We start from the raw sequence: 18,935 nt of genomic DNA, 5'->3' as shown, positions 1-18,935 counted from the left end.
GAGGGGGATTTGAAACCATAGTAAGACAATGCTCTACACACCAATGGATAGATGACCACTTAAACAAACAGTACGTTAATGGTGGTGATATCCATCATTGACACTCTGGAGTGTTAGACTCTAGTAAGCGGTAACAGCAGTAAATTGGATAACGTTTGTCGCCGTGGTCTCACTGGAGGGATATCGCCCTAAACGAAGAATAACGTCCGTGTTTTGGGCGTCGGTTTTCACATCCACTTTTCAACAACATCAAGACTTTCCACCTTTATGGTAAGCATTAAATACTGAGCAAATACAACTATTGAGTTTGTTATGAAACCCATTCATGACGAGATTCAATGATGACTAGCGATTACCCAAACCATCGTTATAACCTTAAGCATATTCAAGACATTGAGCACGTACTTCATCAAGCATTGACCCAATTTAAACGAGTCAGCATTTTTCGATTCGATGTGCATTACCCTAATTTCCATCCTGATGACCCAACATCTTATCGTACACAGGAGTTTACGAAGAAATTCCTAGGGTCGTTCACAGCAAAATTAGAGCACATGACAGGTCAAAAAGCCGCGTTCTATTACCTTTGGTGTAAAGAGCACCACATCGAGAAAGACACACCTCTACCGCACTATCACTTTGCCTTCATTCTTAATGGCAATCAGTTCCGAAACTGGGGGCGTTATCACTACCAAGGCCCCAGCTTAAAAGCGTGCGTTGAACAAGCGTGCTTAAGCGCGATGGGATTACCTTCGGAGTATGCGCCTAATGTCCTGCAATACGGCAGCGTGAAGAGTATTTGCACGTATGCAGGCAAAGATTATCAACCGCAATGGAATGGCGTACTAAAGATGCTCAGTTATCTCGCCAAACGGACAGGAAAAATACCAGGACAACGTTGCTGGGGGAAAAGCACTTTATAGCGAGAGCTAATCAAACCAACCATTCACCTCATATTCAAAACGTAAGGTAAGTGCTTTGTACTGCATCACCATACGTCTTTTAATCACAATACTCACTCAAGGACACCATTATCATGACTTATTTACATTCCGTTACCCCATGCGCTATCTACATTGATGGAGCAGCGCCCAATAATCAACACGGCTGTCTAAAAGGCGGCATCGGCATAGCGATTTACAATTCCGAGCAGCAATTGATTCATACTGAATCCATCACCATCCATCGTGCCACTGATAACGCAGAGCTAGAACTGATGGCGCTGGTGGAAGGATTAGAGTACGCCAATGACGGCGACACGGTCTATTCAGACAGTGAATATTGCGTAAAAGGTTACAATGAATGGTTAGACAACTGGAAAGCCAGAGGATGGCGTAAAGCCAATAACAAACCTATCGCCAATCGTGAACTGTGGCAACAAATCGACACATTACGAGCAATGAGGTTTATACAGGTAGTCAAAGTGAAAGCGCATGCTGGCATAGACGGTAACGAAAAAGCGGATGCACTCGCGACACAAGCCGCGATACGCTGACATTCCCCCTCTTTGAAATGAGACAAGGAGAGTCCCTCCTTGTCTATTCACTCACATCATTATCGAAAACAAACCGCCCACGTTTATGTTCAACACACAACATGGAGCCTATCTACATGAGCCGATATCGCTACCCTACTCTATCCCATCTTCCTCCTACACCGGATATTCAACACACTTTGTTGACGATTCAATCGGTACTCAACGATGCAATGGGACGCTACCAACAACTGGTAATCCTGCCAGTTTCATTAATCGTACCCATGGGACTGAACGTATACTGCAATGAAAACACCGGAGAGTCTCACCTACACCGTGTCATGGCCTCGCTACAACAGCGTATTAACGATTCTGCTGGGGGATATCATGAAAAAGGACAAATCGCTGGTGTGTGGGACGTTAACCGTACCGTCAGACCCACTAGGTACGAGTTATGTTTATTTCTCAATCAGACATGGATGCAATCTCATCCAGACAGTTATTCTTGTTTCGCAACACGCATACAAGAAAGTTGGCGGTCAGCCTTAGGTCTTTTACCTTCTCACGACACTTACCACGCCTCTGATCTTGTTTCTACATACAAAGATGAGGCGGTATCGATTAGTCAACAGCACGATTTTCTATTAGTGCAGAAACAGCTAAGCCATGTTTATAAACAGATAATCAACCATTTGATGCTAGACCAACCGTTGACTGCAAGCGATATACTCGGACGGGGTCTTTATATGCCACAAACGACACACCATTCCTGAACCATTGAGCCATGGCTCTACGTCTTACGAGAGCGCCATTTAGATCGGTTGGTATGAATACACGGCCAACACCTAATGCAGAAAGCGACAACAAGCATTTATTTGACAAACCAAAGCCATCATAACGCCAATTCACTTTCAATCCCGAATATTAAGCACTACGGTTAAATATAATCTAATGTTTCTGAGCTATATGATAAATGCCATGTCTGAACCTCAATACACTCAACGTCATACTGACATCATTACAAGTACTCTGGCTTATGGAAGGAGGAGTTTAACCGTAAAATTAGAACCCATTTATTGTCATCAATATCACCGCTTCATCGCTTTCGAGCTGTTATCTCAAATTCGATGCCATCACCATATCGAATCATCCGCTCGATTTTGGAGAGCACTTTCTGACAGCGCGCATAAAAAACTGACCAAACAACTGACGACCATCGCTCACCATATTTTGGTTCGTCATCACCAAACGACGACACCCCGTTTGTTCATCAATATTAGAGCCGATCACTTATCTGACGAGGCGTATATAAAAGCACTTCAGATTATTGCTTCACCTTTCCCTGTATGTCTTGAAGTCACGGAAGACTCGCTGCCACCGAATCACCACGCCTTCTCGCAGCTTGTATCAACCACCTCATCCATGGGCATCTCTGTTGCCCTTGATGACTTCGGCGCGGCAAAAGCCAACTTAGACCAGGTACTCAATGTGCCATTTGATATCGTGAAAATAGACAAGGATATTTTCCGCTCTTTACTATCAAAGCCAAATCTACTACAAGATCTCGTTTATCTCATAAAAAACCACACCGTTAACGTCGTCATTGAAGGATGCGAAACATATTCGGATTTTGTCTTGACCCAATCGTTAAACGTCATGACACAAGGGTATTTTTTCAACGATTTTAATGAGGGAGAATGGAGCCTAAACAAGCAAACGTAACGTGAGCCAAATAGATAATCAACCATTGGATGCTAAACAAGCCTTTACTAAAACGCATTTAGACCTGAAGGCAAACCATGCTAAGTGCACTGCTCTTCACTGATATGAAAAGACTCTAATTTCTTCTGTTGAGCATCAAATACTGTGATTTGATAATCGACATTCGCGTCAAGCAAACGGCGAGTGTCTTTATCCCCACAATAGTGCTGAGCAATATGTTCCGGTAACATTCTTAATTGCGCTCGATTGATATCAGGGATCATGATAGAAAGATAAATCGTATTCCTGACAGACTTCACAGAAATGATAGGAGAACGCTACGCCCTGTTGACCCTATCGTTTTTAAATTCACTGACTCGATTACTCGTAATTTGGGAAGCCATCGCATACTCTGGTCGATTTGAGCAACCCGTTAACATCACAGAGAGAACCCATATTTTCTAACAACCCCAAAGAATCGTTTCTTCCTTTTCTTTGGTATGAAGACTGCACGAAAGTGATATAATTATCAGGACTAGACATGGATGAACTTAGAGGCAATACTCAATGCTATGCGCATAGGTGGCAGAATCAACAAGGCAGAAGTGGTTATACGATCGCCTGTGAAAATGAGTGGCATCAAGTGCATGTGGCAAATCTATACATCCATCCGAACCATTAAACTATCAAGATTTAGCGGATACTGTTGTTGCTCGTGGCACATTAGCAATGTTATCACTCAGTGAGACGAATCTTAAAAAATGGACGTCTTAAAGAACTCTTGAGGATAAAGGTGCTGACAAAAGGTCCATCTCATACGGTACGTTATCGAGCTGACTATTTGGAACATTTTCCTCATACTGGCCTTGTTGCTTACCTTTCTTCTAATGTATTGATTCATTACTTACCGGATAAAGTCAAGAATCGTTTTCTTGATGCAATTTCTCCTCACCTAGAGCAGTTTGAGAAATTACATGATGAGGGCCCAGATAGACGGTAGGTGCACCAACTCCCTATTGATAGTAGGTTAGAGCCTGAATGGTTAAAGTTACAACTCAATCAATATTTTGGCTGTATATCCGATGCTATGTATTCTGCTCAATGGTTGGAAGTTACCTGCTCACCCAGTCAGCCAACGTGCCTACTACCGAAGAAATTTGGTCGATTAACTTAGATTTTGGTGAACCGAACAATATCAAACTATGCTATTCGCATAATAAATCCCAAAGAACAACGGCAAGTAAATCACTCATGCTAGACGTCAGCATTACTCCTAATTCAATAAGCGAGCACAAGAGTGTGTGGCTTTATTTCTATATACGTTTAATCCTTTGTTTACCTTTACATTCTTCGCTCTGGTTAACCAAATTGTGGTAATCAATGTATAATTAGCATATTCGAATAAAAGCAGATAAAACTACTATGTGTAAAGATACCAAATGGGGCATGGAGCCCAACGTTCCTCTAGCAAAACAACTCGCTAAACGTGATATACCTTTACTGGTCTATAACGCAGTCAATTTAGAAGGCGTTACCATGACTTTACCTGAAGTACAGACCATTCTAGATGGGATAACAGTAGGTGGACACAGGATCAGCGATCAAAACATGGCACAAAATCAAGCAAAAACATGGTTGTACATTTTTGAGTTAGTTGGTACTGGTCATTTCTCTTTCACCAAAGAAATTGCTCTAGCCCTTCACGCTATTGCAGCAGAAGAGGAAGCACTAGAGTGGGGCAAATTTCGAACTGGCTATATAAGCATTACTGGTTCTGAGTATGAGCCACCAGCTCCAGATGTGCTAGATCGAAAGTGGATAGAAATGGAAGCCATCATTTGTGAGCAGAGTGACATCTATGATCGAGCAATTACTGCTTTCTTACAAATGGCTAGAAACCAGTTTTTCTGGGATGTAAACAAGCGAACGGGTCGCTTTATGATGAATGGTATTTTGTTGAGTAAGGGTTATCCGATCATTAACGTACCTGCAAAGAGACAACAAGAGTTCAATACTTTGATGTTGGATTTTTACTCAACGGGTGACATGCAGCCCATGAATCAGTTTTTACGTAGTTGCATCGATAAAAAACTCATGAAAAACTTTTAAGTGAGTTTTAAATCTTAGTCGTACAACAATAGTTTTCAAAAACTCGTCCCGTCTCCCGTCAGATCGTTTATTACTTGGCTCTTAGTTTAACCTTTTGTTATTTAAGGGTTAATAGAGCTCCTACTTCGATGTGATGAGCATAGATATTTCTGACTATGGTGGCTATGAACCGACAATGATATTGAGTTTTTCATTAGGATCTTGGCATGATTGATAGGTTGATTCAAACCATTCAATAGCCGCACCAGTAATACTCATTCGAGAATCAAGCCACCGTAACACCTTACTAGTGGCAACGGCTTTATCACTGGCTGTTTCGGTGTAGCCTTTCAGTTTGGCATATTGCTGAGTAACCGCCAAAAGTTGGCCGAAATTGTACCGACCATGTGTTTGCAACAATGCAACAATGCAACAATGCAACAATGCAACAATGCAACAATGCAACAATGCAACAATGCAACAATGCAACAGAATCATTATCATCAGCAAGCTTCTGTAAATCCATCTTTCCTACCTGTCTATGAGTAAATAATCCACCTGCTGAGCAGGTGGCTTTGAATGGCCCCCTAAAAGGGGGCTAACTTTTAGTTACTCAACCCCAGATGCATCTGACGCTCTTCTTCTTCCTTTCCAACACGATCTTGATGCCTGACATATCTTCGGATTATTTCCTCGTTTATTCCTACCGAATCAACAAAATAACCACGCTGCCAAAACTTATTGCCCCATAACTTCTGCTTTCTTAGATACGGAAATTTGTTGAACAACCTTATCGCTGTCCGTCCTTTTACAAATCCCATATACTTTGAAATGCTCAAACTTGGGGGCATTCTCACGACTAAATGGACGTGATCTACTTGCACGTTCAACTCTACAACCTTGCAGTTCTTCATGTTGCTGTAGATGTAGATACTTCGGTACAGCTCTTTGCCCAAGTTACCCTTAAGTATTTTGAGTCGGTACTTCGGTGTCCAAACTATGTGGTACTGACACCTGTAATATACGTGGGAAGCGGATTCATATCTGCTCATGTTCTTTTTCTCCTTGATTTGCTGGTTACAAACTTGGATATCTTGAACATGAGCGTCCTTCGGGCAAAGCCCTAATGGACGATCACCACCTTCCTAGAAGGTGGTTTAGGGTTAGAAAACAAAAAAACCTCCAATTGGGAGGTTTTTATTATTAGCATTGCTTAGACGCTTAGAACGTGACTTTCGCACCAACGCGGCCCGCTAGGCTGTCATCATGTTTCTCGCCTGACAAACCGTATTCGATACCAGCATAAGTCACCATTGATGGTGCAAATTCATACGACAACTCCGCTGATACAAAGCTATCATTGTCTACGTCGGTCGATGGTGTGCTATCAAATGACGTATCGGAATATCCCGCAATACCTTGCCATTTATCTGTAAATTGATATTTACCAACCAGTTCCCAACCTGTCGAACTCGCTTTAACGTCACCTACATTAATAATGTCTTTTGCAACTACTTCGGTATAGTTAATACCCGTACCAAGATAAAGTGCACCATTGGTGTAGCTTAAACCGCCAACGTATTCAGACGCATTGCCTTTCAGGTTAGTTGCTGCCAACACCGTACCCTTATTAATGTCTTCATATGCAGCACTTGCACCAACCGCAAAACCTGAACCAATATCATACTTGGCTGCAAGCCCTAAACCATAACGGATTTGACCGCCAACTTTTTGACCGCCTTTTTCATATTTGTAGTCCTGACCGCCACCGTTTGCATTTGCTTTAACTGTTAAAGCACCAAATGTGCCAACATAAAGCAATTGGTTTGCCGCACGATCCGCAGTTTTTAATTTCGCTTGTGCCTCACCACCGTATGAATAAAAAATGTCAGTGAAATCGGTAATTAACCCTAATGAACCATCCGTTTTACCATAACGAAGTTCGTTATTTTCATCACCAAAAGCAGCATAAACATGGCGAGTATTCAAAATACTATTTCCATCTTTATCGTTTTGCGGTGTAAATTCTACCTCTGCAAAGCCACGTGCATAATATTTATCAGATCGATATCACACAAAAATAAGGAATCGAAATGAGTTTTGTAGACCACTTTAGCCACATTGAAGCCCCCAAGAAAGCCAATTAACCTTAAGATATGCTGTTTCTGACCATCGCTGGCGTGGTATCAGGAGCTGAAGGATAGAGCGACATTGTAGACTTTGGATGCAATAAGCTCGGTTGGTTAAAGCAATATAGAGACTTTGAGCATGGTATCCCTGTTGACGATACACTTGCTCGAATCATTAGAGCAATAGAACCAACTCAATTAAATCAAGCCTTTATAAACTGGGTGAATGAAGAAAGACGTCAGACAAGTAAAGAGCAAATAGCTATCGATGGCAAAACGTTGATAGGAAGTCGAGATACAGAGCAACATAGTGCTCTACACAGTATTACAGCGTGGAGTAAATCTGAGGGATTAGTCTTGGCTCAACTGAAATCCTCAACGGACAAAATGAAAATGCTAGTGTGCTTGAAGTATTAAATGTTTTGAATGTCAAAGGCGCGACGGTCACCGTAGATGCGATGAATACGCAGAGAAAAATTGCAGAGCGTATCATCGATAAAAAAGGTGACTACGTCATGTGCGTAAAAGACAATCAGAAAACGCTTCGGGAGGAAATCGCACTTACTTTTACAAAGTTGAACGTGATACCCCAGAACATTTAAAAATCGACGAAGAAGTTGATAAAGGCCACAGTCGTGTTGAAGTACGCCGTTGTAGCGCGCTGAGAGTGAATGAATGGATTAGGGAAGCGGACAGATGGAAAGGTATTCAATCTATCGTAAAGGTGAGAGAGAAAGGCACTTTCTGACAACTGGTAAGGTTCAAACAGAGACTCAGTATTACATCAGCTCTCTAGCCGCATCGCCTAAAGAGCTAGCAGAAGCAATCCGAGGACACTGGGAAGTTGAGAATAAGGTGCATTGAGTGCTTGATGTCACTTTTAAAGAAGATGACTCACGCATCAGAGTTGGTGACGGTGCGGAAAATGTAGGGGTGATACGGCATTTTGCTTTGAGAATGGATTGCTATCGGTGCACTTCTATTTCTAACAACGCTTGAAGTCGAATCTCTTGTCCTATTCCTTCGCACAAAGTACGCCCACACATTAAAGAGATTACCTTACGGTTATGAAGCAGAATTGCCTATTCAATGCGTACCAGACGTGTTAAGAATCCTCTGTATTCATAATATTGCCGTCTATCGTAAGCTGGCGGTAAACACCCTATTGCAATAAAAAACGGAAGGTGATTAGCCTTCCGTTTCTTTCTTACTTAATGGGTTTTAACCCTTTGATGTTCCATGGCATCAGGGCTTCTAAGTTATCTGGTTCGACCGCCAGTCGCTCAAAGCAATGGGTTAGATACTCTGCCGGTACTAAGCCATTCGCTTTGGCTGTCTCAACTAAGCTATACAAGATGCAACTACTACGGGCACCACGCTCACTTTTGGTAAATAACCACGCCTTGCGTCCAACCACAAACGGACGGATAGCTCGCTCGCCTCTGTTGTTATCGATGCTAAGTCGGCCATCGTCAATATAGCGCATCAGTTTGTCCCACTGCCCCAATGTGTAATGGACCGCCTTCCCTAAAGCACTTTGTTTTGGAATACGAAGTACCGTCTTATCCAACCACTTTTTAAACTTCTTCAGTTCCGCTTTTGAGCTAGTTTGACGTTCATTGTATCGCTCTGTCGCGGAGCTATTACGCTCTTTGAGCAAAGCTTCTGTGCGATAGAGTTTTTTGATGTGAGTTAACGCAACACGAACGCCACCCTCGTCATTACCTTGCACTTTCTGGGCATCGATAAATTTACGGCGTGCGTGAGCCCAGCAACCCACGAGAATGGCATCGGTATCTTGATAACCTTTGTAGCCATCAACATGCAGATAACCCTTATATCCATCAAGGAAGTTGGATGCATGATGACCAGAGCGGCACATTTGATGGTCGTACAACACAATGTTGTGAGTGTTTTCATTATAGAGTGGAGACTCTGGACCATCAGTGCCAGAGCAATACACCCACATGTAAGTTTTGCTCCTGTCACTACCCACGACTTTGACGGGCGTTTCGTCTGCATTGAGAGCACTTTCTTTAAGCAGATGACTTCGAAGGTGTGTCCAAACACACTCTAAAATCTCCGAGCCCTGAACGCCCCAATCAGCCAGCGTTCGACGACTGATATCAATACCCCAGTCCCCAAATAGCGACGCAATGCGAGTTAACGGCAAACCATATTGGAATTTCATGGCGATGATCTGGGCAACGAGACTCGGTGTTGCAAAGCTTTTAGGGAAGACCGTTGCCGGCATAGAAGCTTGATGAACAACAGTTGGCTCACCTTGTTGCTCACAATGACGGCAGACACACCTAGGTCGAACGTGTTGCTCAACTTCCACCTTGGCAGGGATAAAAATCAACTTCTCAGAGATGTCTTCCCCAATGGTATGAAGCTCATCACCACAATCCGGACAATGTGTTTCCTCTGGCTCATGGTGAATCACGACTCTGGGTAAGTCTTTAGATAAGGGTTGCCGTTTGGGCTTACGACGGGTTTTGCCTGTTTCTGATGAAGGTTCAGTGGTTGACTCAGCTTCAATGGGCTCGTCTTCAATATTAAAAAGCTCACCTTGACCAGTATCGACCTCAGAGCTTGCGCCAAAACGGTGATGTCGAGCTAAACGTAGCTCTTCAAGCACTTGGTAGTAACGATGTTTAAATTCATCTCGTTCAGCAGCCACTTCATCTCGCTCTGAGACAAGCGCAGCATTCATCATCTCAAGATCGTGAAGAGTATGCTGAGATGTTAACTGTTCAGTGTGAGGGTTATTCATCGTTTTCATGGTATTGATTATACCATGAAATTAACCGTTAACTGGTTGGTTCTGTTGGGTTTTTCTCCTTATTCTATAAGGCTTTCAACGAGTACGGCTCGGTGACCAGATAAAGAAAATCCTGCGAGTAATGCGTCCAATTCATGTGGAGCTAACGTCAATGTTTTCGTGCCTTTTGTCGGCCAACGGAATCGGTCACGGTCTAAGCGTTTATACCATAATGCGAAGCCAGTTCTATCCCAGTACAACGCTTTCACTTTGTCCTTCGACTTATTGCAGAAGACGAAAAGCGCAGACTGGAATGGGTCAAGCGTCATGGTTTGCTCGACCAGATAGGCTAAGCCATCGATAGATTTACGAAAATCGACAGGTACTGGGTAGAGGAAAAGTTGGTCAAATTCAGAGAAGGCCTTCACGCATTCACCTCTCGAATAAGCTGCGCAACCCATAGAGGTGAAGTTCGGTCACAAAGACTGATGCTGATGTGGCCAATCGTCAAAGAAATAGATGACGGTCTATCGACAAGGGGGGGTGGGACATCATGTGATACTTCCTGACTTGCATTGACCTTAACAAATTCTTCGACGTCTTCTTGTAAGGTTTTCAGTTCAATGCGATTACGATGTCGATAGAATGCTTGTTGGTTAATGTTGTTCTGACGACAAAACTTAGCGACGGACAAGCCGCTTTCACGCTGAGTTCGAATCATTGTCGCCCACTCTTCATCAGTTCTGGTACGGATAGGTCTTGGCATTGCTGATCCCTTTTAAGACATTGGAAGCCATGACCATATCGAATTTGGAGTGGGATTATTAGATGGGGTTTACCGCCAGCTTACAATGTTTCTTTCCTACTCTGCCGGTACTAAGCCATTCGCTTTAGCCATCTCAACTAAGCTATATAAGATGCAACTGCTACGGGCAGCATGCTCACTTTTAGTAAATAACCACGCCTTCCGTTTATGTGGACATCCACATAAGCGAAATAACTGGATGTTCTCCAACACTCACAATGGAGCCCGTGCAAGTGCGGTTTTGTACAGTGTCATTGAAAACGCAAAAGCGAACGACTGTGAACCCCATGAGTATCTAGAGTATGTTCTACGGGAAATCCCCAAAGTGAAATACGGAGATGATCATAGTCACCTTCTTCCCTGGAACATGCCAAAAACCGAATAACCCTCCTCGTTGCAAAATACTGCTCGAATAACAGATACCGCTTTAGTTGGCGGTATCTGTGTTGATGCTTGGAAGTCAATGAGTCGATTTAAAGACGCTTACACTTAACGCTTCTCTTAGATACCTTAACAGATAGCGTCCTTCCACCCATGAAGAAAAAACAGGCTTATATCAGTCGCTATCTTTCGGCCAATGAATGCACAAAAGAAGGTGGCCGTAACAAAAAACTCTTCTATCGTATCAAGCGAGGTCATTATGTCCTAAACCCGAGCTTAAATTTAAACAGGGGCAGCAGTGGGTAAGTTTGAAAGAGCGGCTCGACCCGATGCAGTGGTCACCCACTTTTCCTGATTTCTACATGACGATGAGTAGAGAGTACCAACAACAAATCAAACGCTACCGACTGGGCAACTTACAACGTTATCAGCAGCTATTTTTGCATGGCCTATCACCATCTAATGAACATTCAGATAGTGGTGAGCAAAAGACGCACTCTACAACGTAACCGTTTAGTTTTCGGGACTCGGATTTTTCTGGCGAGATGGCTTTGCCAGTTTTCTCACTGTTGCGCGATTTAATCCAGTAAGCCGAGCTACCTGGGACTGATTACCATAAGTGTCAATCAGCAACGCTTCTATCAAGATGCGCTCAACGTCAGGCCAAACCCAACTCAAGTCAGGCGTGGCCTTTTTGTCATTCCAATAAGGTTGTAATAACAAGCGCAGATGATGTGTCAGGGCTTCTTTATTAATGGGAGTGGGTTTCATAAGTTAACCAACGGTGAGATAAAAAAGTACGCCATTATGGACGCAGCGCCTCCATAATCACATTCATGGCATGACCTCGGTACTGTAAATATCGTATGATCTTGGCCTTTTCTTTTGCATCCTGAGGGACATCATCGGCAAACTTTTTCTCTTTTACCTTCTGACACAACTCAAACCAATCGACATCTAACTCTTCAATAGCTTGTTCGACTAAAGAGGCATCCAGTCCTTTTTGTCTCAATTCTTGTTTTATCCGACTAGGCCCATGCCCTTTATTGACCTGCTTATTAAGCTCTCGTTCAATCAAACGGCAGTCATCAACGTAGTGATGTGACTGCAATCGTTCCATCACGAGATCTACACTCTCTTCATTAGTGACTTCACATTGTAAACGCCGTCTTAGCTCACCAGAAGAATAATCCCGTTTCGCAAGCAAGGCGATGGCAAAGTCATACAGTTCAATATTAGTCATCATGGTTTCCGAAGGAGGACACCATGCAGAAGGCAAACACCTCCCACATGACGAACTGGATATTATGAATTAACACTCTCTTTGAGCGCTTTTCCGGCTTTAAAAGCCGGAGACTTGCTGGCGGCAATATGAATAGGGTCTCCCGTCTTAGGGTTACGTCCTGTTCGCGCTGCACGCTCCGTCACTTTAAACGTCCCAAAACCAACCAATGCCACGTCATCACCTTGTGCAAGGGCTTGCTCAATAGCCTGCGTTATCGCGTCAAGGGCATCGTGAGCTTGAGTTATAGAAATGTTTGCTCTCTCTGAGATAACATCCGTCAATTGAGTTTTATTCATTATCGTTCCCCTCTCGCTGTTTAGAAGATTTAAAACCTAATTGGTTTATCAAACTCTTCCCCCTCTCCTGAAGTGGATGAGTTCTATATATGTTTTACCTAACGTTCTCAGTCCGTGTCACCATCTCGTCAAAAACCGACATCAGCGGTCTTCCCATTCTCTAGGATTAGGTTCAAAGCGATTATGATACGGCTGTCCCTTTTTAAACAAACTATAGATGAGTCCTATCATGCCCACCACTGGAATGACACCAATCCACATCCTCCAACCAGAATAACCTGCATCATGAAGACGACGGCATGACGATGAGAAGAGCACAGGGAGTGTGACCAAGACATACCATCGCACCACATGTCCATCACTCATCCCCCACAGCACGTCACAAACCAGTATAAACAGTACCACCAAAAACAAACCGTAGCTTTTGCATCTCATTCGCCCAGAAAACCGAACACTAGTGATTAACACATCCCAATAACGAAACATATCACATCATCACTTCCATAGTTTGTATGATTCTTACGTCAGATATAAAACGTGACTCATAGTGACATCTAATAAGATAATCATAGCGACAATGGACCCGGATTTTCAAGTTACCCAGACCTTGATTCAAGATTTTTAAACAACCTGCGATAAAACATCGTTTACAACTCATCTCTAAGTACAACATCACAGGTTGGGAGATTTGACTTCAAGTTGAATTTGCTTGTTTTATCAACAATTACAACGGTATTGGTGACTGGTATCGGGAGTGTCCGTACATAATAGACCAACGCCACACAGCGACGCGTCAAAAGATGGCCATTGATTTTGCTTTTCGCCGTAAACGAACAGCAAAAGACCGATATATCGCCTTGGAGCTAAAACAAAACCTCAACACTACACAATGTATTCACAATATGTTCAAGGATGTAGAAAAAGTCTGGAATATGAAATCGACAGAGGATGATATTAGAAGCATGTGGTGTTTAGGCCTTCATCCTACCTCAAACGAAGCCACAGTGAATCGTCTGATATCGAAATACGCGGACCAGTTTGAGTGTGAATTAAGCGATGACTGCATTTATTATCAAGGTATTGAAGATACGGATTGGGGTTTTACGCTATTTTAATCAGTAGTTGAACTGATCCCCAAGCGAATACCGCGGTATAGCAAAGTATTACTCTCAATTCACATCGGTTGAGTGTTAAATAGTGGCGATGCACTTCGAGTTTTAGATGTCTGTATATTAATGTTTTAGGTATTAGGTCTCGTAATGTGATTCTGTGAACCAAATTTCTATACAGATGTGTTGTGTGAGTGTGTATACTTGCTTTCGATCATTAAGCCTTTGGTCATTTATATTGTAATTTGTTATTCATTTCAATGTGTTATTGAACTGTGCCTCTGACTCATTCGGAGGCATATTTTTCCTAACACTACGACACACTCGAATAAAATAGTTTCGATTGTCGCCTCTGTTGGTTAAGCTTCCAAGGAATCACCTTCTGGTATCATAGGGTTGGATGGCTTTGAGGCGACAATCCCCCATTACAGGGATATGATTTCATTGATGCCCTTTTTCCGTACTTGTGGTCAACGTGATCTGGTCAATCTCTCCAAGTATCGATGGTTTGTCAAGCTGTCAGTCGTTTGGTCAAACTGTCGATAGGATTGACTGCGTCACGCTGACCACATTCTCTTCATCGTGACATCAAAAGCCGGTTTCCTCATCAGCTTACTATATAAGTATTGTCTCATCTTGATCCCCTTGTTATTGCCCCTTATGTTATCATGCCTAGATGGTTGACGTTCTATTGCTAAGTGTGACGATAGAATTATCACCTAGCCTCGAATACTCTACCCTTCACTCTCCAAACCTCGCGCTATACTAGGTACCTGATATTCACTATAGAGGAAGTAACACTGGCGCTACCTACAAGAATTCAAATATCATCGGCTCTACTTTGGTGAACTTTTGCTCAGGCAGTGGCATCGATATCATTTTAATTCATTAGATTATGGTTTCTTATCTGGCGCTTGAGTCAGTGCGTGGACCAATGCCATATGTTCTCTGACAGTAAAAGGGTCAGGGGTATCCATGACAGAAACCGCCAGCAATGCTTTCGCCTGAGTTCGGTTAATATGCAGATACTGCTGTACGTTATAAAATAGTTTGGAAAAACTGGGGTGGTTTAATACAAGCGGCTTTCTGCCTTTTACGCGAAGCTCAAAGCGGTCAATAACATAATCGCCTGCGTCATCTTCAAGACAAACCCAGTCATCAAATTGAGGTGTTCTCATAGACTCTCACCAAGTGGTGAAAAATTTTCTCTATTGCAACGCACAGTAATGCGTTATGTTGCTTCTGACAATCCTAATCCGACTTACAGGATTGTGCTGTCCATTTACATAATGGTTCTTTGAACCGACTCTGAGAGTATTCCGAAAACCGTTTAAATCTGTTGCGGTTTTCGGTTTTTTTATTTGGATTTTACACCTCTTGTTACCCTCCTGCTCCGTTTCGGATTTGTCAATTTGGTCAGATGTGACTGACAGATACAACCATCATCATTGTCTATCACCCCATTTTCCCATATTCTCTCATCATTAAGTCTACCTTATAGTGTTGGTGTATGAAGAAAGACCTTCTAGCTTCAATTCAGCAGCTCTTAACGTTTCAACATGAAGAGCTCGAAAGATAAATAGAGAAGTAAAAAGAATAAAGTGTCCTGTTCCATTAGACCAGTACACAAACCTTCAAAAACAACTGTGCCAACTATTTTAACAAAGTTGATCAATAGTAAATAATAGAAACGAATCAAGCAGAATATGAACAAACAACAATTAGCGGCCAAAATCTGGGAATCAGCGAACCAAATGCGTTCAAAGATCGAAGCAAACGAATACAAAGACTATATTTTAGGCTTCATCTTCTACAAATACCTCAGCGACCAACTGGTGCAGTTTGTTACTAAAGAAGGGATGACATCTGAAGACATTAAGGCTCTAGCAGAAAACGACACTGAAACCGTTGAGTATATCCAAAACAATCTGGGCTACTTTATTGCTTGCGATAATTTGTTTTCAACGTGGATTGATCCAACGTCTGACTTTGACGAGTCTAACGTGCGCGATGCGCTCTCAGCTTTTAGCCGTTTGATCTCTCCTACTTACAAAAAGTTATTTGAAGGTATTTTTACTACCTTAGAGACAGGTTTAAGCAAGCTCGGTGAAAGTGCAGGTAAGCGCACCAAAGCGATCAGTGATTTGCTACACTTAATGGGGTTTGAGCACCAATGGAACAGAAAACAACGTTAAAAGTGCTAACTAATTGTATTTCTTTTAAATTTATTCACTGATTGAAAGTTCCAAAGACTCTCTTAGTTCGGTATAGTTACATCTCCTCATCTCACTAGTTGATAGTTAGGGATTAATGACGTCCTCTAACTTTTTTAAGTTGGAAAGCATAGTCCAATACGTTACGTATGAAAGGCGCACCAACCTTAGAACCACCATTACCATGCTCAATAACAACAGCCGCAACATACTCCGGATGATTATAAGGAGCAAAGGCAATATATAAAGCTTGGTCGAGTAGATTTCTGGCTAGCTTTTTAGAGTTGTAGGACTCACCTTTTGCAAGGTTAAAGACTTGCGCTGTACCAGATTTGCCACCACTTATATAGTCCGCATCCTTAAATGCTTTTCTACCACTACCACGACTACCATGGTTCACGAGACGCATCGCATTAAGTGATATATTCCATATTTCATCAGGTACATCATCAATTGATGGCATCGACATTGGTACGATTAACTGCTGTGTGTCAAAGTCTTTCTCATGCTCTAGTGTTCCTCTAAGAATATGAGGTGCAAACACTTTACCATGATTAACTAATACAGACGTTGCTTTAGCAAGTTGTAGAGGGGTAGAAGTCCAATACCCCTGCCCAATTCCAACAGGTACAGTATCACCTTGATACCAAGGCGTATGATAACGAGTCATTTTCCATGTTCTAGTTGGCATGTTGGCACTAGTTTCTTCATCGATATCAATTCCTGTCGATTGACCAAAACCAAACCGATTCATCCATGATGATATTCGATCGATACCTAGATCAAAGGCTGTTTGGTAAAAGAAAGAGTTTACAGATTCTTCAATTGCTAAGGTCACATCTACGGGACCATGTCCCCAACGTTTCCAGTCCCGCCACGCTTTCGAATTAGGTTTAGAACCCGGTATTCTCCATGACCCGTGATTGTTACGAATGGTGTTTTTCGAAATGACATGCTCTTGTAAACCCGCAATGGCCATAAAAGGTTTGACGGTAGACCCCGGAGGATACACACCTAAGGTAGCTCTATTTACTAGTGGCCGCGTTGGGTCGTTTAATAATTGTTGGTATTTCTTGTAAGAAATTCCATCGACAAACAGATTCGGATCGTAACTTGGAGTTGATACCATTGCTAAGACGCTATTGTCTTTGGGATCGAGAATAATGGCACTACCTGCTCGATGGTTAAGTTGTTCAAATACGTATTTTTGTAGTTTAAGATCAATATTTAGAACAATATCTTTCCCCGCTATAGGTGGTACATATTGAACAGTCCTAACGATTCTTCCTTGACTATTTACTTCGACTTCTTTGTAACCTTGTTTACCGTGGAGTGTATCTTCATAGTATCGTTCTACACCAAGCTTACCAATGACAGTAGTGGCTTGATAGTTGGCTTCTTTTCCTTGTACTCTTAGCTTGCTTAAATCTCTATCATTGATATGAGCAACATACCCTAATATATGAGTCAGTACTTCACCATAAGGATAGAAACGCTTAAAGCCAGTATGAATAGATAAGCCAGGAAATTTGTACTGATGGACAGAGAATTTAGCAATTTCTTCTTCATTCAAATTTTCTAGTATCGTTACAGGTTTGAAATGGCGAGTATTGTGATAACGTTTTTTGAAGCGAGTGATTTGCTCATCCGTGAGTGGAATGAATTTATTGAGTTTTTCGAGCACAATATTAATGTCATCGGCTTTTTCTGGAATCATGACTAAATCATAGATGAGCTTATTTTCAGCTAGCAATACACCATTGCGATCGTATATCAATCCACGAGTAGGCGCGATAGGTAAAACCTTAAGCCTGTTACCATCAGCTCGAGTTTGATAATTCTTAAAGTTTTCTACTTGGAGCCAATAAAGGTTGCCAATTAGGACGAGGCTTAAAAGCAAAATCCCAATAAATGCGACGATAGCTCTGTTTCGAAACAAATCTACTTCGCGCTTATAGTCTTGCATTTTCGTAAGGTTGTGTTTTTTCAAACTTTGGGGCTACTCTTTTAGTGTCTTTAGCTTATTGACCTAACGTTTAGTACGAAAGTAGGCTAAACAAAATGGGTATTGACTTGCACGTCTCTTAAAGCAGTTAGACGATAAAGTAATCTGTGAGAAAGGACAACTCTTTAATGGCTAGTCAATCCAATCTTCTCTTTGATAAAGTGGCCTCCGCTCGCCTTTTAAAATACTTGGTGAAACGTTGAATGAATACTGACCCAGCATATTAATATGTCGAGTCATCAGAGGTGATACACGTGCGATGTCTTCATTATTGACGTTTTCGTGCTTGCTGACATGATCCTCGCTTCTTGTAAATAAATCGAGTTCCATAAGATAACGGCATTGGTGACTAGCCCGAGCGCACTTAACTGATCTTTCTGACCTTCTCTGTATTTCTTGCGTATGCGCCCCATCAACCCACGGGGTGATCTTGCTAATGTTTGAAGTTCCAAGGTAGGAGTGCATCGATATCTGGTTCTGCTTTTGCTAGCTCTTTCATGCACTTGACCATGTAGTCATAGAGGATAAGTCCATTGGCTTTAGCAGTCTCGACGATACTGTAAAGCATTGCGCTCGCCGCAGCACCATTTGGTGTGTTCGAGAAGAGCCAGTTCTTCCTGTTATGTGGATGTCCACATAAGCGAAAAGCGTGGTTATTTACTAAAAGTGAGCGTGGTGCCCGTAG

Annotated in this window: 25 protein-coding genes and 4 pseudogenes; 14 read left to right on the top strand and 15 right to left on the bottom strand. The window is 42.3% G+C overall.

Annotation, left to right across the window (positions count from 1 at the left end; genetic code table 11):
• Positions 1-338: 338 nt before the first annotated feature.
• The 4 genes from HW45_RS01835 to HW45_RS01820 all read left to right on the top strand — a co-directional run bounded on the left by HW45_RS01835 (position 339) and on the right by HW45_RS01820 (position 3,196).
• The gene (locus HW45_RS01835) at positions 339-923 is read left to right on the top strand and encodes a YagK/YfjJ domain-containing protein (RefSeq protein ID WP_038224270.1); all 585 of its coding nucleotides are present in this window, start codon (positions 339-341) and stop codon (positions 921-923) included.
• A gap of 113 nt (positions 924-1,036) precedes the next feature.
• Complete coding sequence (locus HW45_RS01830; RefSeq protein WP_038224268.1) at positions 1,037-1,495, top strand: ribonuclease HI; 459 nt, start codon at positions 1,037-1,039, stop codon at positions 1,493-1,495.
• A gap of 116 nt (positions 1,496-1,611) precedes the next feature.
• Positions 1,612-2,247, top strand: a complete 636-nt coding sequence (locus HW45_RS01825) for a YagK/YfjJ domain-containing protein (RefSeq protein WP_038224266.1) — start codon at positions 1,612-1,614, stop codon at positions 2,245-2,247.
• 205 nt (positions 2,248-2,452) lie between these two features.
• Complete coding sequence (locus HW45_RS01820) at positions 2,453-3,196, top strand: EAL domain-containing protein (protein WP_038224264.1); 744 nt, start codon at positions 2,453-2,455, stop codon at positions 3,194-3,196.
• Between the two features lie 80 nt (positions 3,197-3,276).
• On the opposite strand, the gene gspS2 is transcribed toward HW45_RS01820, so the two are convergent.
• Positions 3,277-3,495: a type II secretion system pilot lipoprotein GspS-beta gene (gene gspS2 / locus HW45_RS01815; RefSeq protein WP_160171183.1), complete on the bottom strand. Its 219-nt coding sequence runs from the start codon at positions 3,493-3,495 to the stop codon at positions 3,277-3,279.
• A 221-nt stretch (positions 3,496-3,716) separates the two neighbouring features.
• Here gspS2 and HW45_RS30275 point away from each other — a divergent pair, with 221 nt between their 5' ends.
• The 3 genes from HW45_RS30275 to HW45_RS01810 all read left to right on the top strand — a co-directional run bounded on the left by HW45_RS30275 (position 3,717) and on the right by HW45_RS01810 (position 5,284).
• Positions 3,717-3,857: a TOTE conflict system archaeo-eukaryotic primase domain-containing protein gene (locus HW45_RS30275; RefSeq protein WP_443083029.1), complete on the top strand. Its 141-nt coding sequence runs from the start codon at positions 3,717-3,719 to the stop codon at positions 3,855-3,857.
• Between the two features lie 111 nt (positions 3,858-3,968).
• Entirely contained in the window at positions 3,969-4,175 is a 207-nt protein-coding gene (locus tag HW45_RS29180) for a hypothetical protein (protein ID WP_152559590.1), read from the top strand.
• Positions 4,176-4,597: 422 nt separating this feature from the next.
• Positions 4,598-5,284, top strand: coding sequence for a Fic family protein (locus tag HW45_RS01810; RefSeq protein ID WP_235225335.1), 687 nt, complete (start codon positions 4,598-4,600; stop codon positions 5,282-5,284).
• A 162-nt stretch (positions 5,285-5,446) separates the two neighbouring features.
• On the opposite strand, the gene HW45_RS29175 is transcribed toward HW45_RS01810, so the two are convergent.
• From HW45_RS29175 to HW45_RS01795, 3 genes are all read right to left on the bottom strand, one after another.
• Positions 5,447-5,644 carry a hypothetical protein gene (locus HW45_RS29175; protein WP_152559589.1) on the bottom strand — a complete coding sequence of 66 codons (198 nt, stop codon included), beginning with the start codon at positions 5,642-5,644 and terminating at the stop codon, positions 5,447-5,449.
• Between the two features lie 224 nt (positions 5,645-5,868).
• Positions 5,869-6,315 (bottom strand): IS200/IS605 family transposase, encoded by a 447-nt coding sequence (gene tnpA / locus HW45_RS01800; RefSeq protein WP_038224258.1) that lies wholly within the window; start codon positions 6,313-6,315, stop codon positions 5,869-5,871.
• A 169-nt stretch (positions 6,316-6,484) separates the two neighbouring features.
• The gene (locus tag HW45_RS01795) at positions 6,485-7,252 is read right to left on the bottom strand and encodes a hypothetical protein (protein ID WP_051867657.1); all 768 of its coding nucleotides are present in this window, start codon (positions 7,250-7,252) and stop codon (positions 6,485-6,487) included.
• A gap of 221 nt (positions 7,253-7,473) precedes the next feature.
• Between HW45_RS01795 and HW45_RS30270 the strand changes: the two are divergent.
• The 3 genes and pseudogenes from HW45_RS30270 to HW45_RS30265 all read left to right on the top strand — a co-directional run bounded on the left by HW45_RS30270 (position 7,474) and on the right by HW45_RS30265 (position 8,256).
• Positions 7,474-7,994, top strand: a pseudogene (locus HW45_RS30270) (ISAs1 family transposase).
• Positions 7,910-8,140, top strand: a complete 231-nt coding sequence (locus tag HW45_RS29170) for a hypothetical protein (RefSeq protein ID WP_152559588.1) — start codon at positions 7,910-7,912, stop codon at positions 8,138-8,140. The pseudogene HW45_RS30270 and the gene HW45_RS29170 overlap by 85 nt, the downstream one beginning before the upstream one ends.
• Positions 8,089-8,256, top strand: a complete 168-nt coding sequence (locus HW45_RS30265) for a hypothetical protein (RefSeq protein WP_443083028.1) — start codon at positions 8,089-8,091, stop codon at positions 8,254-8,256. Before HW45_RS29170 ends, HW45_RS30265 begins: the two co-directional genes overlap by 52 nt.
• Positions 8,257-8,599: 343 nt before the next feature.
• On the opposite strand, the gene tnpC is transcribed toward HW45_RS30265, so the two are convergent.
• The 3 genes from tnpC to tnpA (HW45_RS01775) all read right to left on the bottom strand — a co-directional run bounded on the left by tnpC (position 8,600) and on the right by tnpA (HW45_RS01775) (position 10,922).
• Positions 8,600-10,111, bottom strand: a complete 1,512-nt coding sequence (gene tnpC / locus HW45_RS01785) for an IS66 family transposase (RefSeq protein WP_038224360.1) — start codon at positions 10,109-10,111, stop codon at positions 8,600-8,602.
• Positions 10,112-10,236: 125 nt separating this feature from the next.
• Entirely contained in the window at positions 10,237-10,584 is a 348-nt protein-coding gene (gene tnpB, locus HW45_RS01780; protein ID WP_038224256.1) for an IS66 family insertion sequence element accessory protein TnpB, read from the bottom strand.
• The gene (gene tnpA, locus HW45_RS01775) at positions 10,581-10,922 is read right to left on the bottom strand and encodes an IS66 family insertion sequence element accessory protein TnpA (protein ID WP_038224254.1); all 342 of its coding nucleotides are present in this window, start codon (positions 10,920-10,922) and stop codon (positions 10,581-10,583) included. Before tnpA (HW45_RS01775) ends, tnpB begins: the two co-directional genes overlap by 4 nt.
• A gap of 226 nt (positions 10,923-11,148) precedes the next feature.
• On the opposite strand from tnpA (HW45_RS01775), the pseudogene HW45_RS30260 reads away from it, so the two are divergent.
• A pseudogene (locus tag HW45_RS30260) lies at positions 11,149-11,346 on the top strand (transposase domain-containing protein); the annotation flags it as partial.
• A gap of 325 nt (positions 11,347-11,671) precedes the next feature.
• Entirely contained in the window at positions 11,672-11,851 is a 180-nt protein-coding gene (locus HW45_RS01765) for a hypothetical protein (protein ID WP_038224251.1), read from the top strand.
• A gap of 4 nt (positions 11,852-11,855) precedes the next feature.
• On the opposite strand, the gene HW45_RS01760 is transcribed toward HW45_RS01765, so the two are convergent.
• From HW45_RS01760 to HW45_RS28600, 4 genes are all read right to left on the bottom strand, one after another.
• Positions 11,856-12,113: a helix-turn-helix domain-containing protein gene (locus HW45_RS01760; protein WP_038224250.1), complete on the bottom strand. Its 258-nt coding sequence runs from the start codon at positions 12,111-12,113 to the stop codon at positions 11,856-11,858.
• A 34-nt stretch (positions 12,114-12,147) separates the two neighbouring features.
• The gene (locus HW45_RS01755; RefSeq protein ID WP_038224247.1) at positions 12,148-12,585 is read right to left on the bottom strand and encodes a regulatory protein RecX; all 438 of its coding nucleotides are present in this window, start codon (positions 12,583-12,585) and stop codon (positions 12,148-12,150) included.
• Between the two features lie 62 nt (positions 12,586-12,647).
• A complete protein-coding gene (locus HW45_RS01750) occupies positions 12,648-12,923 on the bottom strand; it encodes an HU family DNA-binding protein (protein WP_038224245.1) in 276 nt (91 codons plus the stop codon).
• A gap of 141 nt (positions 12,924-13,064) precedes the next feature.
• Positions 13,065-13,409, bottom strand: coding sequence for a DUF805 domain-containing protein (locus HW45_RS28600; RefSeq protein ID WP_081875734.1), 345 nt, complete (start codon positions 13,407-13,409; stop codon positions 13,065-13,067).
• A 314-nt stretch (positions 13,410-13,723) separates the two neighbouring features.
• Here HW45_RS28600 and HW45_RS28165 point away from each other — a divergent pair, with 314 nt between their 5' ends.
• Positions 13,724-14,038, top strand: a complete 315-nt coding sequence (locus HW45_RS28165) for a hypothetical protein (RefSeq protein WP_051867653.1) — start codon at positions 13,724-13,726, stop codon at positions 14,036-14,038.
• Between the two features lie 887 nt (positions 14,039-14,925).
• Here the strand turns inward: HW45_RS28165 and HW45_RS01740 are convergent.
• Positions 14,926-15,210, bottom strand: a complete 285-nt coding sequence (locus tag HW45_RS01740; RefSeq protein ID WP_038224243.1) for a hypothetical protein — start codon at positions 15,208-15,210, stop codon at positions 14,926-14,928.
• Between the two features lie 528 nt (positions 15,211-15,738).
• Here HW45_RS01740 and HW45_RS01735 point away from each other — a divergent pair.
• Positions 15,739-16,191 (top strand): annotated as a pseudogene (locus HW45_RS01735) (type I restriction-modification system subunit M N-terminal domain-containing protein); the annotation flags it as partial.
• A gap of 148 nt (positions 16,192-16,339) precedes the next feature.
• Here the strand turns inward: HW45_RS01735 and mrdA are convergent.
• From mrdA to HW45_RS01725, 3 genes and pseudogenes are all read right to left on the bottom strand, one after another.
• Positions 16,340-18,211: a penicillin-binding protein 2 gene (gene mrdA, locus HW45_RS01730; RefSeq protein ID WP_038224358.1), complete on the bottom strand. Its 1,872-nt coding sequence runs from the start codon at positions 18,209-18,211 to the stop codon at positions 16,340-16,342.
• Between the two features lie 171 nt (positions 18,212-18,382).
• Positions 18,383-18,669: pseudogene (locus tag HW45_RS29810) on the bottom strand (Tn3 family transposase); the annotation flags it as partial.
• Positions 18,670-18,683: 14 nt separating this feature from the next.
• The coding region (locus tag HW45_RS01725; protein WP_038224239.1) for a transposase domain-containing protein at positions 18,684-18,935 on the bottom strand (252 nt) is incomplete at its 5' end.

This window comes from Vibrio sp. ER1A, from assembly GCF_000733315.1.
GTDB lineage: Bacteria > Pseudomonadota > Gammaproteobacteria > Enterobacterales > Vibrionaceae > Vibrio > Vibrio mediterranei.
This window is presented reverse-complemented; position numbering and strand designations above follow the sequence as displayed.

Bases quoted from the DNA above. Each gene is read 5' to 3' on its own strand.
- HW45_RS01835 (WP_038224270.1), top strand. From the start codon at position 339: ATGATGACTAGCGATTACCCAAACCATCGTTATAACCTTAAGCATATT.
- HW45_RS01830 (WP_038224268.1), top strand. From the start codon at position 1,037: ATGACTTATTTACATTCCGTTACCCCATGCGCTATCTACATTGATGGA.
- HW45_RS01825 (WP_038224266.1), top strand. From the start codon at position 1,612: ATGAGCCGATATCGCTACCCTACTCTATCCCATCTTCCTCCTACACCG.
- HW45_RS01820 (WP_038224264.1), top strand. From the start codon at position 2,453: ATGTCTGAACCTCAATACACTCAACGTCATACTGACATCATTACAAGT.
- HW45_RS30275 (WP_443083029.1), top strand. From the start codon at position 3,717: ATGGATGAACTTAGAGGCAATACTCAATGCTATGCGCATAGGTGGCAG.
- HW45_RS01810 (WP_235225335.1), top strand. From the start codon at position 4,598: ATGTGTAAAGATACCAAATGGGGCATGGAGCCCAACGTTCCTCTAGCA.
- tnpA (WP_038224258.1), bottom strand. From the start codon at position 6,315: ATGAGCAGATATGAATCCGCTTCCCACGTATATTACAGGTGTCAGTAC.
- HW45_RS30265 (WP_443083028.1), top strand. From the start codon at position 8,089: ATGGAAAGGTATTCAATCTATCGTAAAGGTGAGAGAGAAAGGCACTTT.
- tnpC (WP_038224360.1), bottom strand. From the start codon at position 10,111: ATGATGAATGCTGCGCTTGTCTCAGAGCGAGATGAAGTGGCTGCTGAA.
- tnpA (WP_038224254.1), bottom strand. From the start codon at position 10,922: ATGCCAAGACCTATCCGTACCAGAACTGATGAAGAGTGGGCGACAATG.
- HW45_RS01765 (WP_038224251.1), top strand. From the start codon at position 11,672: ATGCAGTGGTCACCCACTTTTCCTGATTTCTACATGACGATGAGTAGA.
- HW45_RS01760 (WP_038224250.1), bottom strand. From the start codon at position 12,113: ATGAAACCCACTCCCATTAATAAAGAAGCCCTGACACATCATCTGCGC.
- HW45_RS01755 (WP_038224247.1), bottom strand. From the start codon at position 12,585: ATGACTAATATTGAACTGTATGACTTTGCCATCGCCTTGCTTGCGAAA.
- HW45_RS01750 (WP_038224245.1), bottom strand. From the start codon at position 12,923: ATGAATAAAACTCAATTGACGGATGTTATCTCAGAGAGAGCAAACATT.
- HW45_RS28600 (WP_081875734.1), bottom strand. From the start codon at position 13,409: ATGTTTCGTTATTGGGATGTGTTAATCACTAGTGTTCGGTTTTCTGGG.
- HW45_RS28165 (WP_051867653.1), top strand. From the start codon at position 13,724: ATGGCCATTGATTTTGCTTTTCGCCGTAAACGAACAGCAAAAGACCGA.
- HW45_RS01740 (WP_038224243.1), bottom strand. From the start codon at position 15,210: ATGAGAACACCTCAATTTGATGACTGGGTTTGTCTTGAAGATGACGCA.
- mrdA (WP_038224358.1), bottom strand. From the start codon at position 18,211: ATGCAAGACTATAAGCGCGAAGTAGATTTGTTTCGAAACAGAGCTATC.